Source organism: Shewanella sp. Isolate7 (assembly GCF_022398425.1).
Lineage (GTDB): Bacteria > Pseudomonadota > Gammaproteobacteria > Enterobacterales > Shewanellaceae > Shewanella.
In genome coordinates this window covers 1-15515 of sequence record NZ_JAKEVJ010000063.1, presented here as the reverse complement: position 1 = coordinate 15515, position 15515 = coordinate 1, and the positions used below count along the sequence as shown (strand labels likewise).

The window sequence follows — 15515 nt, the reverse complement described above, 5'->3', positions numbered from 1 at the left end:
TAGCGCCTGCCGCTTCAAATGCAGACAATATTAATGAATCATGGGGTCTTGATCTTTGATCTCACTCGGCTCGGGGCCGAATTCGGCATAACAGAGTAGCGCCGCCATACGGGCAAACTCCGTCAGCTCGATATAAGCTGCCTCAGACTCTTCATCTTCGGCCACATCGAACTCCACCTGAGCGATCTCGGCGAGATCTTGAATCACCTCTTTGACATCACTCGAGGCGCGGTTGAGCTTAGGCTGCGCCATGGCAATCCCCGTCAGGAAGCTCTGTACCCATAGCGAGAGCGCCTCTACGCGCTTGCTCAGGGTCTCCTCCTCTTCCGGCGCCATAGGCGTGAAACCGAAATCGGCGTCTGTGATGCGTGCCAGGGTATCTTGATAGAGTTCTTCCAGCAGCTGCACCAGTGAGGGGGGCGGCAACTGACCATCGTTGATCAATTCGAGCAGAGGCTTGATCCACTCGCTCTTGGCTTGACCAACGCCACCGCAGATCAGCCCCACCAGGGAGCCATGGACTTCAACGGGATGTTGGGCGATATCGGCGGCATTGAGCTCGGCGAACAGAATTTCGATGCGTAAAGAGGGAGGGGTTGCCATAAGGTGTTCCAGTCATTATTTCACTTCTGACATGCTAGCAGATCTGGCCTGCTCGACCAAGCCAAAAGCATAGGCCGGCAGCCAGCTTAGCCCATGGGCAGCGCTACACCATAGCGTTAGCTGCGCACAATTCACGCAGCCACGGGCCACCAATGCTAAGCTATTGGTTATCTAAACAACATTTAATCTACCAAAGCGTTATTAAGGCCCCAGTGTTATTGCACTTTCCAGGGCAGCCCGATATAGTCCGCTCAACGACAGGATAAAAGGATCTACATCGCAAATGAGTAGCCATGCTATCGAAATTAGCTTATTGGGCCGCACCTACTCCATCGCTTGTCCGATAGGACAGGAAGATGCCTTGCGCCATGTGGCCGACAAGCTGGAAAAGCAGCTGAGTTCCCTGCGTGCTCGAACCAACAACCTTAGCCGGGAAGAAATTGCCATCATGGCCGCCCTGAATATTGGCTATGAATTGTTGGAAGAACAGAAGAAGAATCAAGATTATATTAAGCAGATGGATGAAAAAATCGGTCTGCTGCAGTCGACCTTAGAGAGTGCGCTGGTTGAGCGCGCAACAAAAGGCGATTAAACTGTAATTACGCGTGAGGCGAAGCGATTTATAACGAATATCGCCGCCCGATCTAAGAGGTCGATACGCAACAATTTTGCTCCCTGTGGTGTGCGTGAGTCGGTTATGTCCCTGTGCCGATATTTACAAACTCAGGGTGAATGTTTTGATGACATTGCGCAAGCTCGGCGCGAACCGAGAAGCCTTAGGATTTAATCATTTACCCGCCTTGAACCTACGGTTCAAGGGCTACACCGGTAACGGCATCTTGGGGAGCAATTCAAATTAGAGAGGCCAGAAGGTATAACACTTTCTGGCCTTTTTTCTATCCCAAACAAGCTAGCTGCCTCGAAACCCTTATGGGTTCAAGAGGCACGCCGGTAACGGCATCCTGGGGAGCAATTCAATCCTCTCGCTAAAAAGCGATAAGGCCGCAAGATGTAGCATCTTCCGGCTTTTTTATGCCTTCATCAGACTCACCTCTTCCCCTTAGCGAAATGACCAAGCAGTTGAAAGTTCAATGGCGACAGAGATAGACTGCCCACATAACATCGAACTCGATAACAGTCTTTAATGGAGTTAAGGATATTGAAACCCGCCTTCGCGCCGAGCGCCGCCAATCAGGAAAATCGTCAGGCGATTAGAAATCAGATCCGCATCGCAAGGCGGGCGATTCCTGCCGACACCCAGAAACAATTTGCCCATGAGGCAGCCACAAGGCTGATGGCGGTGATTGGTCAGCGTCAGGCAAAACACGTCGCCCTCTATCTGACCAGCGATGGCGAGCTGGATACCCAGCCGCTGATTGAGACCCTGTGGCAGGCTGGCGTGAATGTCTATTTGCCGCGTCTACACCCCTTTTCACGGGGCAACCTGCTGTTTTTTAAATACCATCCCACCAGCCACCTGATCCAGAATCGCCTCAAGATCTGGGAGCCAAAACTCAACATCACTGAGATGATCTTGCCCCAGCACCTGGATGTGATCATCACGCCTCTGGTGGCCTTCGATAAGCAGGGGAATCGTATGGGAATGGGCGGCGGCTATTATGATCGCTGCCTGAGTGACTGGCAGTTGAGGGGCAAACCCTACCCCATAGGCTATGCTCACGATTGCCAGCAGGTAGCAGCGCTACCCACAGAGCACTGGGATGTGCCCCTGCCCATGGTAGTGACGCCATCTGTCATCCATACTGGCTAGGCCAGTTGCGGGGGCTCTCTTATCGACGGGCCTGTTTCTGCTGCCAATAACCATTGGATCCAAAACCATGTTCGCTGAGTATGCGATTCACCTCGCCACTTTGCGCCATCTCGGTCAGACTTCGATTAAAGTCGTCGAGAACCTCTTGATAATGAGGCAGGCTTCTCGAGACGCCAAGGTGAAAAAGCTCCACACTCAGGGGCTCGCCTACGACCTCAAACTTGTCTTTAAACTGATCGCCCGATTGGGCGATCAGATACTGCGCAACATCTTCGCCAATCAGCACTAAATCGATTCGTCCGGCGAGTAACTTCTTAAGGTTGACCTTATCTGAACTGGCGGCTTCGGTTTTTAATGCTGCATTTTGGAATGCCTCAGGATTAGCATAGCCCCGGCCAATGCCGATACGATACTGACGAAGATCGGCCATGCTATTAAAGGCTATCTGTGAATCCACCCGTTTTAAGAGCACGACATTGACCGAAAGTAACGGCGCAGAGAAGGCGATCCACTCCTCCCTCGAGGGACGATACCAGACCCCCAAAATCACATCGGCGCCCCCCTTTTTCATGATGGCCTTGGCGCGGGCAAAAGGATAATAACGGTGAGCCATGGGATACCCCGCGTGTTGAAACACCGCCTGAGCCAGATGATAGATAACCCCCTGCGATGGCAGATTCGCCGAATAAAAGGGGGGATAGTCGTTAGACACGCTTACAAGAGAAAGTTTGTGGATTGGCTTCTTTACCGGTGCAACTGCTATTTGGGCAGATATTGCGCCGCCATTATCGGCTGAGCAGCAGACAGAAAAAGCCGTCGCCAACACTAGCACAAATGCCAAACTCAAACGACGAGCCACACCCAAGCCGGTACTGGGCATTAAGCGGCTCGAGTAGCCAAAGTGGCTCGTATCACAGAGAGTAAAGGTACTGGGCATAGTTTAAGTTTCATAAGGATTAATACCAATCGTAATAAATAATTAATCATTCTAGCTTGTTAAAACGCTCGATAACTGTATTAGTATTTTTAATTGTAGAATAACTACTTATCTAAAAATCCTGCTTTGTTCTCAAGCGTTTTTCCAGCGCTATTTCTGATCACATATTTACTGTGATTGGTATAACAGATGGATAGTTAACATTTTAGTCTAATTTCCCGACCTTAGGGTTGAAAGGTTAGGGTTAACAAGAGAGCAAAGGGTGATTGAATGAAATCCGCTTTGAAAGCATGCAGAAGACAGACTAAAGTGTGCAGAGACTTATAGCGCAGGCTGGCCATTGGTTTTCAACGCTCCCCAGCTCGCCACCCGTTAAGGAAGAGATAATGAAGATAAGTGCGCGATTCCTCCCAGTTGTCCTGCTCGCCCTCGGCGCCTGCGCTCAACAAACGCCAGCACCGAAATCCCCAGAGCCACAGCCAGAAGCCGCGATGTCACAGCCAGGTGCTTCTGTGTCAGCCATGCCGCTCGGCGATACCAGCCGCAATGCACTGGATTGGCCGGGTCTCTACATGGGCACTCTGCCCTGCGCCGACTGCCAGGGAATCGCCATGAGCCTGCAACTCAATGGCGACAACAGCTATCGACTCACCCAAGAATACCTTGGCAAGCCAAGCCAGGCCACCAAGGTGACCCTTAACGGGCAATTTAGCTGGAATGAAATGGGCAGCAAGATAACCCTTGATACCAAGGCCAGAAGCATGAAGCTTCAGGTGGGTGAAAATATACTCCTCATGTTGGACGATAAGGGGGAGCGGATTAAAGGCGCGCTGGCCCAGCAATACCAATTGGTGAAAACCAATTGATACGCTGATTCAGACTTAATTTGATTTACACCAGAGGTTTACACAGGGCGTGTCACCCACGTTAACCTCAAATCCTGGGCAGTGGTTGGCGAAGTATTTGGCCTCCTGACAAGAGGTCATCTGCAGGCATTGCTGCCGGGCATCGCAGCTAAAGACCACATCTTGTAGCTCCTGCTTACCCACGTAATACTCAGACCCTGGCGGAAAAAGCCCCTCCGGCGGTTTGATGTCTACATTGGCTGAATAGTCATAGTTGACCATAAACAGATAGAGCAGATGACCAAAGGCGATCGCCAGCGCCACCAGACCGACCTTTACCCGCCAGCTGACGGCCTCGTGGTTATCGAACTTATCAAGCGACTCGAAGGGCGAGGTCAAGGTGATGGGATTGCCCAAGTCGATCTCTCCCTTGGTGACCTTAGTGCCGCGCAGCGAATCTTTCCATTGGCGATACACCACAGATTCACCCTCTTTGGGCATGTGTTCATAGGGGAGTAAATTGATGCCAAAAATTCTGAGTTCGTCCGATCCGTCGTCCGGGGCGATAAAGCCTACCCTCTGTTCCTGATTCCAACGAACAAGCGTTCCTCGCTTAGCTCTAATATCCATATTCCTGTCCGCCTTGAAAGCCTAGCCTGGTAGGCGGCCACCTACCTAAGCCGCTGTAACCTGTTGCAGTCTCTATGGGTTACCCTCCAAACTATTAACCGTTACGTTACACTCCTCTATCAATATAATTAGCTTTTCAGAGGACGGCAAGTATGATTTTGTAGCAACTCGGCCTGAATTTTACACCTGCCAGTCGATAGGCGTCTCGCCGGAAGCCTTTAACAACTCATTGATTTTTGAGAAGTGTTTACAACCAAAGAATCCGCGATAGGCCGAAAGCGGCGAAGGGTGTGGCCCGATGACCAGATGGTGTCGGTCTGATTCGATAAGCTTGCTCTTCTTCATGGCATGGCCCCCCCACAGCACGAAGATAATCGGGCGTGCTTGCCCATTGAGCAGCCTCAGGGCGTTGTCGGTGAAGGTCTCCCATCCGGCCTTAGCATGAGAATGTGCCTTACCCTGCTCTACCGTGAGCACAGTATTGAGCATTAAGACCCCCTGCTCGGCCCACTTAGCAAGGTGGCCATGTGCAGGGATCTCAAATCCCTGGATATCGCTGGCAAGCTCCTTATACATATTCACCAGCGAGGGAGGGACCTTAACCCCCGGCTGCACCGAGAAACAGAGGCCATGCGCCTGGCCCTCACCGTGATAGGGATCCTGACCAATTAATACCACCCTGACCTTATCCAGCGGCGTCAGATCGAACGCGCTAAACACCTGCTCCTTCGCCGGATAAATCGCCTTACCGGCATCACGCTCTCCCTGCACGAAAGACTGCAACTGGCCGAAGTAATCTTGCTGTGCCTCTTGGTCGATAAAATCTTGCCAGCGGCTGATCTCTGTCATAGCTATCTCTTTATATCTTTTCAAAAAAAACTTAGAATCGAGTGGTATTCTTGGCGTTGTCCGACTCGGACAGATACATACGCCACATCTAAGACTTACCTAGCCTAAGGACTTACCTAGGTTAGTCTCCACAATCCCAAGAGGTTTTACGATGTCCTTGGCACATAAACGCGGCTTTACCCTTATCGAACTCGTAGTCGTCATCATAGTGCTAGGGATCCTGGCGGTCACCGCACTGCCAAAATTTATCAACCTCTCCCAGGACGCTCAAGTGGCCAGCGTTAAGGCCACCGGCGGCGCCTTCAAGTCCGGCATCGACATGGCCCGCGCCGTATGGGCCGTTCGCGTAGGCTCGGGCCCGGCGGAAAACCTCAAGACCTTCGGCAACAGCGAGGCGGGCGAGATGGATTTTAACGCCAATGGCTGGCCGGCGCAGCATTACTTTACCGATAACGAGGCCTCACCTCAGCTGGACAACGTAGAAGATTGCATCTCGGTATGGGAAACCGTCTTTCAGGGCGACGAGCCCAGCGTTTCCCGCAGCGATGCTCAGACCAGCACAGATTATAAGGCAAACTATATCAGCGTGAATCAATGTCGCTATCACCTGAGCGACAATCAGCACCTCAGCATCTACTATGATTCACGCGATGGCCGCGTGCTAGTCGACAGCGATCCCGCCAGTTAATCTCGCGAGCCTATGGGATTGGCGATATAGATCCCATTACCTCTAAATCTATGCTTCACTAACGGCTAATTTACGTTACTATGCCAGCATACTATTGACCTACCTGTGAGCATGCGCATGTCAGAACAGCAAAAAGAAACCACTATTTTTCAGATAGCCGACAAGTTTATCGCCTTAGCCAACGAGCTTAGCGCCGAGGAGCAGGATATTGCCAAAGTAGGTACCGCCCTGCGCTTTGCCGCCGCCCGCTTTAACGCCTTCGAGGCAGCGCTGAAATCTGCCGATCTTAAGGCCGAGAAAACTAACGCACTGGAGTGGTTTACCAAAGAATACAAGGATATGTTGAACGATAACTTAGACGATCATATCGACAATCCACCTTCGGCTCAGCAAGAGCCTGCCAAAGATGATGCCGTACAGCTCTTCAACGGCTAGTCTGCCGACAGGCATAAACAGATAAAACAGTGCGGCTAAGGGATCTCCCTTAGCCGCATTTGTATTACTCACCTAAAAAGCGCGACGCCATAGAGGCTAGAGGGTCACCAACACCCGCACCGCCAGCAGAATCAGCACCACACCCGAGAGCTTATCGATCAGCGCCGCCTTCTCTCTGAGCTTAGGCAACACAGACTTGTGCGACAGCAGGAAGGCGATCAGCGTGTACCAGAGACCATCGACCACCAGTGGCGTCAGCACGATAAGCGACTTACCCCACAGCTCGTCGGCCACCATCACAAACTGACTGAAGAGCGCCAGAAAGAACAGCATGATCTTTGGGTTAAACAGTGAGATGGCAATGCCATCGCGTGCGGCAGTGATAAGATCCGTCGACTTGCCCGCCGCCAATTTGTCCGACATACCGCCCTTAGAGCGCAGCGCCTGAACGCCGATATAGGCAAGATAGAGGGCGCCGAGAATCGCGATACCATTAAACACCAGCGGCGCCTGCTTAAGCAGCACGGCCAAGCCCAGCAGGGTCACCAAGGCATAGACACCTATGCCGATGGAATGTGCCCAGGCGCAGACGATGCCGTTGGCTCTCCCACCTCCTAGGGTGTGACGCACCACCATGGCCAAGCTAGGCCCGGGTGACATGGCCCCCAAACAACAGATGGCTAGCAGACCAAGCCAGGCACTAAAACTCATACGGTATCCTCTATCATTCACTGTTACGAAATAGGCGCTACGAAATAGGCGTTACATCGCCCCAACCTGATGGCGACTGGCCAATCCAGCGCAGGCCAATATACCTCAATCCCCCCATGCTTTTAATACTCCCGACGAAACTAAACCCATGCGGGTGGCGCGAGCATCGACCTAAGTCAGACCATTAACTTATTGAGCGGTTTAATCTGTTGGGAAAGAGAGTCCCTCTCAAGGGCTCCACGCCATGAAATCATCCGCGCCTTGTTCAATTGTCCCCGCGTAAGCAGCAGACATGTTAGGCTAAGGCCCAATACTCAGACAGATTGATGAATCCCAGGATATGAGCTCTAACCTACTCCTTCTAAGCACCGCGACCCTAGGGTCGATATTTGGCCTGCTTGTCTGGCTTGTGTACAAGCGATGCCAGGGAAAGCATATCCCGATTGGCGTGCTAGGCGTCCTAAGCTGTCTATTGCTACTCAATGCCGCCGTCACTTACTTTGTCTTGCCCAAGGAAGATAGCCAAGCTTATAAACAACTTACCTGGCAGCAACTGCAGCCAGAGCAGATCCCCGCCTGGGTTGCCAAAGGCAAAACGGTATTTGTGGATGTCAGCGCCGACTGGTGCAACATATGTAAGGCCAACAAAGACAGGGTACTGCATCAGGCGGTGGTGGTTGAGCGGCTAAAAGATAAAAATATCCTGTTGATGCGCGGCGATCTTACCCAGAGCGACGCCAGGATAGAGGCTTACCTGGCCAGGTATCAGGCCTATGGCGTTCCCTTTAACATCGTCTACAGTCAGGCGCATCCCACTGGCCTGGTACTGCCTAGGGTGCTATCTATCGACGATCTGCTAACCTCTCTTCCACCTCGAAGTTATACCAATCGTAATAAATAATTAATCATTCTAGCTTGTTAAAATGCTCGATAACTGTATTAGTATTTTTAATTGTAGAATAACTACTTACCTAAAAATCCTGCTTTGTTCTTAAGCGTTTTTTCTGATCACATATTTACTGTGATTGGTATTAGGGAAGGTGCGAACAAGTCGTCGCACAGCTCTGGCTTTGATAGCAGCGACAGTTCAAGGCATTCAACTGAGGGCATGCCGAGGCCTGCTGAAGTTGAATAACGCCGAAATGGTGTTGCTATCAAAGCCCCGCAGGGCGAGGCTTACTGCGGTATTTGCTGCGTTACAGTTCTTGCGAAGGACTAGGGCCATTCGCTGCAAACTGTGCCTTGCATCTATCCACTTTAAGCACACGCAGANGCACAGCTCTGGCTTTGATAGCAGCGACAGTTCAAGGCATTCAACTGAGGGCATGCCGAGGCCTGCTGAAGTTGAATAACGCCGAAATGGTGTTGCTATCAAAGCCCCGCAGGGCGAGGCTTACTGCGGTATTTGCTGCGTTACAGTTCTTGCGAAGGACTAGGGCCATTCGCTGCAAACTGTGCCTTGCATCTATCCACTTTAAGCACACGCAGAGCAAGCACGGGACTTATTCGCACCTTCCTTAGTTTTATAAAAAAAGAAGGCTGCATAGCAGCCTTCTTCTTATCTCAATCGCTGGCGTCAAAGCCGATTGAAGCACCGAGGATTAGAAGCGGTAGTTCACGCGACCATAGTAGTAGCCACCGTTGTAATCGAACGGGCCACTCTCATAGTACACGGCGCCTAGCACGCCACGGGTACCGTCCTTCAGCTTCTGCGCCTCCTGATCGAACAGGTTGTTGGCACCGATAGATACCGTCAGGCTGTCGAGGAACTGATAGCTTAACTCGAGGTCCAGAGTCACCGCCGAATCGGCCATCTCAGACCCCCAATCCGAGGTATCGTCGGCGTGGGTCGCATAGTACTCGCCGAAGTAGTTACCGCGCAGCGACATGCTGAGTCTGTCCCAAGACTGTGCCCAGGTCAGCGTCGCACGGTGAGCCGGGATACCATCTTCTAAGCGACGCACCTTACCCTCATCTGTGGTGTTCGGGTTGTACTTATCTACGCTGGTATCTGTCCAGCCATAGGCCAGGCTAAACTTGGTATCGCCAGACAACAGCTGAGTGTCGTAGGAGGCGACCAGATCGATCCCCTGAGTGGTGGTATCGAAGTCGTTGGTGTAGTAAGTCACCGCAGAGATCAGCTCTGGGAACTCGACACCGGCGGCGCGCAGCGCATCATAATCATCAGCCTTAACCGCGATCTGGCTCGACTGGGCGATACGTCCCGTCACCTCGATATTGTAGTAATCTACTGTCACGAAAAGGTTTTCATGTTCAAACACGGCACCAAGGGCGTAGCTGACAGACTCTTCAGGCTTGAGCACCTTACCACCATAGAAGGCCGATAGCGGATCCGTTGGCGGCGCGATAAAGGTCTGGATCAGATCGCCCTCGACGATAGAGGTCTGAGTGTTTACCACGTTCTCCTGGCCCACGGTCGGCGCACGGAAACCTGTGCTGTGTGAGGCGCGGAAAGAGAGAGCGTCTGTGGCCGTGAACTGCGCGGTCAGCTTGTAGTTGAGGGTATCGCCAAAGGTCGAGAAGTCCTCATAGCGCAATGCGGCCCCCAGCAACCAACGCTCGCCCAGATAGACTTCCATGTCGGCATAGACACCTATGTTGTTACGCGAGTTCTTGCCTGCGGCCTCTGGACCGAATCCCTTGAAGCCGTGAGAGCCGATGTTAAAGCCCTGGTCGGCGTAAGGCCCGGCCACCCAAGAGGCTTCTTCGCCCTGAGTGATCTCGAACGACTCTTCACGCCACTCGAAACCTGTGGCGAAGCTGATATCTTCGACGCTGCCCAGGGTCAACATGCGAGAGAAATCTAGGTTAACGGTCGTCTCTGCCTGCTCATAGGCACCCGTTTCGAAGTCGGTGGGCGTGTCTAAGCCCAATGATGGGTTGAGCGAGTTCTTCAGGCTAAAGGTCGACTTGTTGTTACCCATACCCGCGCTGAAATCATAGTTCCACTCTCCCAGCTCGCCCTTCACCCCGGCGAAGAAGGAGCTGTCTTCTACCGTACCGGCAAACTGCGGCGTATAACCGCCCGGACGCAGCTGGTTCATGGCGAAACAGTTAGGGTCGGCCAGCATCGCCTTGTAGGCATCGGTTTCCAGCACGTTGCCGTCGCTGCCATCGGCATTCTTAGGAATAGGTACCACGGCACAGGTAGAAGGATCGCCATTGACCGCGCCTACCAGCAAGTTCTCACCGTCATCCACTGAGTAGACGTTGCTGCGGTTGTGCGGGTTACGATAGTAGAAGCCACCGACCACGTCGCGCGAGGAGAGGTTACCGAAGGCATATAGGCGCGCATTATCATTGATGTCATAGCCAGAGTTTAGGAAGAAGCTATAGTCATCCTTGATCTCTGGGTTCCCCCACACTTGGGCAGGGTCTTCGACGAAGGTATTGCCCTGCTCTATCAGGTGGGCCGCATCGGGACGCTGTATGCTGCGGCTGGTCGCATCGGCATTCTTGTATTGTAGGCTGAGGTTCACAAAACCAGCATCGGACAGTGGCAGTCCCACGTTGGCATCGATAGTGGTGGTGGCACCGTCGCCCTCATAATATTCACCCTGACCGACTGTGATAGAGCCACCCTCGGCGTCATCCTTAAGCACAAAGTTCATCACACCGGCGATGGCATCTGAGCCGTATTGCGCCGCTGCACCGTCGCGTAGCACCTCTACTTGTTTCAGTGCCGCACTCGGGATCACCGAGATATCCGGGCCCTGAGCACCGTCGTTGATACCGCCGCCCTGGAAGGCGATCACCGAGGCGCGATGACGGCGCTTACCGTTTACAAGCACCAGGGTGCTATCAGAAGGCAGACCACGTAGGTTGACCGGACGGATCAGAGTTGCCGCATCACTGATAGGCTGAGCACGGGAGTTGAAAGAAGGTACAGAGGTGACCAACATATCGATCATGTCGGTCGAACCATTCTTCTTGAGATCATCGCTGCTGATGATATCGATAGGCACTGGCGAATCGCCGATAGATCGCGGCGCAGAGCGTGTCCCCACCACGGCAATCTTTTCAATATTGTCAGACGCTTGAGCCTGTTGATCATCGGCCAACGCCTGTGTACTCGCTAACGACCCTGTCAATGCCAAAGAGATGGCAAAACTCAGCGCACTCACGCCGAAACCTTTATTTTTATGTGTTGTCATCATATTTCCCGCATAGTTTTTTTATATTTCGCCATCATTCGCGCCTTTTTAATGCGAATCACCACAGGCATACCCCAGAGCGAAATGAATACATTTCATTTACACTTCTATAACAAATAAAAAATAATTGCTAATACTAATTAATCTAAATTAGACGATAGTCGGTTAGCGACGCAGGCTAAAAACCGAACAAACATGCGGTATTGACGGCAAAAAACCAAATAGATTAGTCAGTAAAGCTCAAACAATTCAGGTTAGAGTAATTATTCAGAAACACTCAAAAAATCAATTATTGGTTAACATCTACCTCTAATGAGATAGTTAAAATAATCGGCTAGACATAGCGAAAAACGAACATACTCGTTAGCCTAAAAATGAATGACGATATATCGCGACATTGATTGATGACACCAACCAGAAAAACCGGTTAAGATAGACGCAGATTCAACCCCGGGATGTCGAGCTATATTCCGAGGCGAACATTTGAAGATTGCGCTCCCAAGAGGCGCATTGCCAGCAAGGAGCGGCGAGCATGGCTTGTAAACACCCAAGGGTCGATGATGCCCATGTGGACTTTCTACCCGAGAACAAACTCCTGCTCAACGCGGTCGGAGAAGGGATATACGGCTTCGACCTCGAAGGCAACGCCGTGTTTATCAATCCCGCGGCCGAGAGAATGACGGGCTGGAAGGCCGAAGAGCTACTGGGCAAGAACATCCACGACTGTCACCACCACAGCCATGCCGATGGCAGCACCTATCCTCAGGAAGAGTGCCCCATCTATAACACGCTCCACGACGGTATCGCGAGGGAGATCAGCCACGACCTCTTCTGGCGCAAGGATGGCAGCAGTTTTCCGGTGCACTACACCTCGACCCCTGTCTACAAGCAAGACCGTCTCATCGGCGTAGTCGCGATATTTCGCGACATCAGCATTCAGAAGCAGACCGAGGCCTCGCTCAGGGAGGCGCTTAAGCAGGTGCAGGCCCTGTCGGAGAAGTTGGCCAACGAAAATGATTACCTGCTGACCGAGCTGGCCAGCCACCGCCAGGAGGTGAATATCTCGGGCGAGAGCGAAGCGATTCAGTCGCTGATCCAGCAGATAAAACTGGTGGCCAATACCAGCAGTACTGTCCTGATCAACGGCGAAAACGGTACCGGCAAGGAGTTGGTGGCCCGCAACATCCATGCCCTGAGCGATCGCAGCGATCAGCCCCTGGTGAGCGTCAACTGCGCCGCCTTCTCCCCCACCCTGCTAGAGAGCGAGCTCTTCGGCCATGAAAAGGGCGCCTTCACCGGCGCCACCAGCCGCCGCAAGGGACGGTTCGAGCTGGCACACCAGGGCACACTGTTTCTCGATGAGGTGGCCGAACTCTCCCTCGAGGCCCAGTCTAAGCTGCTCAGGGTGATCCAGGAGCAGGAGTTCGAGCGTGTGGGCAGCAGTACTCCCATCAAGGTGGACATACGTCTGGTCACCGCCACCCATCACGATCTGCTAAAGCGGGTAGAACAGGGTCTGTTTCGTATGGATCTCTACTATCGCCTCAATGTGTTCCCGCTGCATGTACCGCCTCTGAGGGAAAGGCTGGAAGATATTCCGCTATTGGTCAGCGATATCCTGCTCAACCTCAACCATAAGCTGGGCAAGAAGATCAAAGGGGTCAGCAAACAGGGCATGCAGCATCTGATGGCCTATCATTGGCCCGGCAATGTACGTGAGCTGCAGAATGTAATCGAACGTCAGACCATACTCTGTCACGGCCAGATCCTGCAGATCCCGGCACTGCAGGCCGAATCACAGCCCCAGGACAAGGGTGAGTTTCAGACCCTGCAACAGGTGGAGGCCAATCATATTCGCCGCACGCTGAAACGCCTCAACTGGCGTATCTCAGGCCCCAACGGCGCCGCCAATGTGCTCGGGCTGCCCGCCAGCACGCTGAGGTCCCGCATGCTCAAGCTAAGCATTAAGCGTCCCGCCTAACTGGCTGACTGCGCCCCATATAAATTAGCGATATATCGCCAAAGCACGATATATCGCTAATAAAACAGAATTCAATCAGATTCAATTGTATTTATTTCAACAACTTACAACACACCTAAACTTGGTTCTCAACTTGCAATGGCTGTCTGCAATTCCCTTAGCAAGAGTTTAGAAATCCAATGAGTCAAGATCTCAGCAGTAAAGAGAACCCAATCCCCACCAAGTCGGCCTTGGGCACCACCATTCCCGTGACCAACCTGCCGGCCCAGCGCGGCAAGATACATATCAAGGAGCAGAAGGGTCACTTTCAGCGGCTGCGCACCGGCCTCAACAGCCTGCTTATCCTCTTCTTCTTCCTGCTGCCCTTCATTCCCTACCAGGGACGCCAGGCCATTCTGTTAGATGTCGAGCGTCAGGAGTTTCACTTCTTCAGCCTGACCCTATGGCCCCAAGATTTCACCCTGCTGGCCTGGCTGTTTATTATCGCCGCCTTCGCCCTCTTCTTCGTTACCGTCTTCTGGGGGCGCGTCTGGTGTGGCTACCTCTGCCCCCAGACCAGCTGGAGTTTTGCCTTCGTCTGGATAGAGCGGCAGATCGAGGGTAACAGCAACAAGCGTCACGCCCTGGATAAGGCCCCCTGGAGTGTTGAAAAGGTTCTTAAACGCACCGCCAAGCACCTGGCCTGGGGACTCGCGGCGCTGGTAACAGGCTGTGGCTTCATCGCCTACTTCATCCCGGCCAACGAGCTCTATGGACAGATCTTCACCCTCAGCGCCAGCTTCTGGGTCAGCGCCTGGGTCTGGTTCTTCGCCCTGTGTACCTACCTCAACGCAGGCTGGATGCGCGAGCAGATGTGCCTGCATTGCTGTCCCTACGCCCGCTTCCAGTCGGCCATGTTCGACGCCAATACCCTGACCGTCTCCTACGACGCCACCCGCGGCGAGTCTCGCGGCCCGAGAAAACGCAAACAGGCCACCGAGCTTGGCGACTGCGTCGACTGTAACCTGTGTGTCGATGTCTGCCCCACGGGAATCGATATCCGCAACGGCCTGCAATACGAGTGCATCAACTGCGGCGCCTGTGTCGACGCCTGCGATCAGACCATGGATAAGTTTGGTTACGACAAGGGGCTGATCCGCTATGCCAGCGAGAACGAGCTCAAGCAGAAACAGGTGAAACGCTTTACCTCCTTCAAGTTCGTCGGCTATGGGCTGGCGGTGATCATCATGCTGAGCGTGTTTGCGCTGGACCTCTATCGTCATCAGAGCATAGATCTCAACGTCATCCGCGATCGTCAGAGCCTCTACCGCGAGGTGGGCGACGGTCGCATAGAGAACAGCTATACCCTGAAGATCCGCAACAAGACACAGGAAGATCACCAGTACCTGATCGCCCTGGCCGATGCCGCTAACCACGGCATCGCTCAGCAGACCAAACAGCGAGTGTTGATCAAGGCCGGCGAACAGCTGAGCTACCCGGTAACCGTATATGAGCAGAAACGGGCCGGTTTTGTCGGTGCAAAGCTGCAGAAGCAGACCATATCTTTCACGGTAACCAATCTGAGTAATCCTAAGGAAAAGGTCTCCCAGGCCAGCCCCTTCTTCAGCCTGAGCGCCTTTTAAGCCCTTCGATTAAGACAACCTACCCCGGCGGCGCAACATAACGCCGGGGTAAATGCCCGCCACGAGGCGGGCGATTCTCACCCCTTGTTCTTCCGATACAAGGCTCAGGCCTAAGTCGTCAGGTCTAAGTAAGTCATCAGGCTTAAAGGCGCTAGGCTTCGGGGCGATGAGCTTGTTCCCACTTACCGCCTGGCTTACATCAGGTCAGACCAGATAGATTTTATCACTTCAAAAATAATCATATTAAACATATAGATATGCATTAAAC

14 protein-coding genes and 1 other RNA gene are annotated in these 15515 nt (G+C 52.7%); 9 read left to right on the top strand and 6 right to left on the bottom strand.

The annotated features are described in order from the left end of the window. Nucleotides 1-30: 30 nt before the first annotated feature. On the bottom strand, nucleotides 31-603 hold the full coding sequence (locus L1D47_RS15350) for a UPF0149 family protein (RefSeq protein ID WP_239885911.1): 573 nt from the start codon (nucleotides 601-603) through the stop codon (nucleotides 31-33). A gap of 283 nt (nucleotides 604-886) precedes the next feature. Here L1D47_RS15350 and zapA point away from each other — a divergent pair, with 283 nt between their 5' ends. The 3 genes from zapA (at nucleotide 887) to L1D47_RS15335 (ending at nucleotide 2374) form a co-directional block, all read left to right on the top strand. Beyond that, entirely contained in the window at nucleotides 887-1195 is a 309-nt protein-coding gene (zapA, locus tag L1D47_RS15345) for a cell division protein ZapA (protein ID WP_041508587.1), read from the top strand. A 77-nt stretch (nucleotides 1196-1272) separates the two neighbouring features. Further along, nucleotides 1273-1453, top strand: a non-coding RNA gene (ssrS, locus tag L1D47_RS15340) — 6S RNA. Between the two features lie 309 nt (nucleotides 1454-1762). After that, nucleotides 1763-2374 carry a 5-formyltetrahydrofolate cyclo-ligase gene (locus L1D47_RS15335; protein WP_239885910.1) on the top strand — a complete coding sequence of 204 codons (612 nt, stop codon included), beginning with the start codon at nucleotides 1763-1765 and terminating at the stop codon, nucleotides 2372-2374. 19 nt (nucleotides 2375-2393) lie between these two features. On the opposite strand, the gene L1D47_RS15330 is transcribed toward L1D47_RS15335, so the two are convergent. Further along, a complete protein-coding gene (locus tag L1D47_RS15330; protein WP_239885909.1) occupies nucleotides 2394-3221 on the bottom strand; it encodes a transporter substrate-binding domain-containing protein in 828 nt (275 codons plus the stop codon). Nucleotides 3222-3697: 476 nt separating this feature from the next. Here L1D47_RS15330 and L1D47_RS15325 point away from each other — a divergent pair, with 476 nt between their 5' ends. Next, the gene (locus L1D47_RS15325; RefSeq protein WP_239885908.1) at nucleotides 3698-4177 is read left to right on the top strand and encodes a copper resistance protein NlpE; all 480 of its coding nucleotides are present in this window, start codon (nucleotides 3698-3700) and stop codon (nucleotides 4175-4177) included. A gap of 15 nt (nucleotides 4178-4192) precedes the next feature. Here L1D47_RS15325 and L1D47_RS15320 read toward each other — a convergent pair whose 3' ends face one another. Together L1D47_RS15320 and ung are read right to left on the bottom strand one after the other, a co-directional pair. Next, complete coding sequence (locus tag L1D47_RS15320; RefSeq protein ID WP_152619074.1) at nucleotides 4193-4786, bottom strand: hypothetical protein; 594 nt, start codon at nucleotides 4784-4786, stop codon at nucleotides 4193-4195. 180 nt (nucleotides 4787-4966) lie between these two features. After that, a complete protein-coding gene (gene ung / locus L1D47_RS15315; protein ID WP_239885907.1) occupies nucleotides 4967-5635 on the bottom strand; it encodes a uracil-DNA glycosylase in 669 nt (222 codons plus the stop codon). Between the two features lie 151 nt (nucleotides 5636-5786). Between ung and L1D47_RS15310 the strand changes: the two genes are divergently transcribed. Both L1D47_RS15310 and L1D47_RS15305 read left to right on the top strand, forming a co-directional pair. Next, a complete protein-coding gene (locus L1D47_RS15310) occupies nucleotides 5787-6323 on the top strand; it encodes a prepilin-type N-terminal cleavage/methylation domain-containing protein (RefSeq protein WP_239885906.1) in 537 nt (178 codons plus the stop codon). Nucleotides 6324-6440: 117 nt separating this feature from the next. Further along, entirely contained in the window at nucleotides 6441-6758 is a 318-nt protein-coding gene (locus tag L1D47_RS15305; protein WP_239885905.1) for a DUF3144 domain-containing protein, read from the top strand. Between the two features lie 96 nt (nucleotides 6759-6854). Here the strand turns inward: L1D47_RS15305 and L1D47_RS15300 are convergent, their stop codons facing one another. Then, entirely contained in the window at nucleotides 6855-7469 is a 615-nt protein-coding gene (locus L1D47_RS15300) for a LysE family translocator (RefSeq protein WP_041508575.1), read from the bottom strand. A gap of 340 nt (nucleotides 7470-7809) precedes the next feature. On the opposite strand from L1D47_RS15300, the gene L1D47_RS15295 reads away from it, so the two are divergent. Continuing rightward, nucleotides 7810-8370: a thioredoxin family protein gene (locus tag L1D47_RS15295; RefSeq protein ID WP_239885904.1), complete on the top strand. Its 561-nt coding sequence runs from the start codon at nucleotides 7810-7812 to the stop codon at nucleotides 8368-8370. Nucleotides 8371-9070: 700 nt separating this feature from the next. Here the strand turns inward: L1D47_RS15295 and L1D47_RS15290 are convergent. Next, entirely contained in the window at nucleotides 9071-11647 is a 2577-nt protein-coding gene (locus tag L1D47_RS15290; protein ID WP_239885903.1) for a TonB-dependent receptor, read from the bottom strand. Between the two features lie 529 nt (nucleotides 11648-12176). Here L1D47_RS15290 and L1D47_RS15285 point away from each other — a divergent pair. Together L1D47_RS15285 and ccoG are read left to right on the top strand one after the other, a co-directional pair. After that, complete coding sequence (locus L1D47_RS15285; RefSeq protein WP_239885902.1) at nucleotides 12177-13625, top strand: sigma 54-interacting transcriptional regulator; 1449 nt, start codon at nucleotides 12177-12179, stop codon at nucleotides 13623-13625. A 179-nt stretch (nucleotides 13626-13804) separates the two neighbouring features. Then, nucleotides 13805-15247, top strand: coding sequence for a cytochrome c oxidase accessory protein CcoG (ccoG, locus tag L1D47_RS15280; protein WP_239885901.1), 1443 nt, complete (start codon nucleotides 13805-13807; stop codon nucleotides 15245-15247). Nucleotides 15248-15515 lie beyond the last annotated feature (268 nt).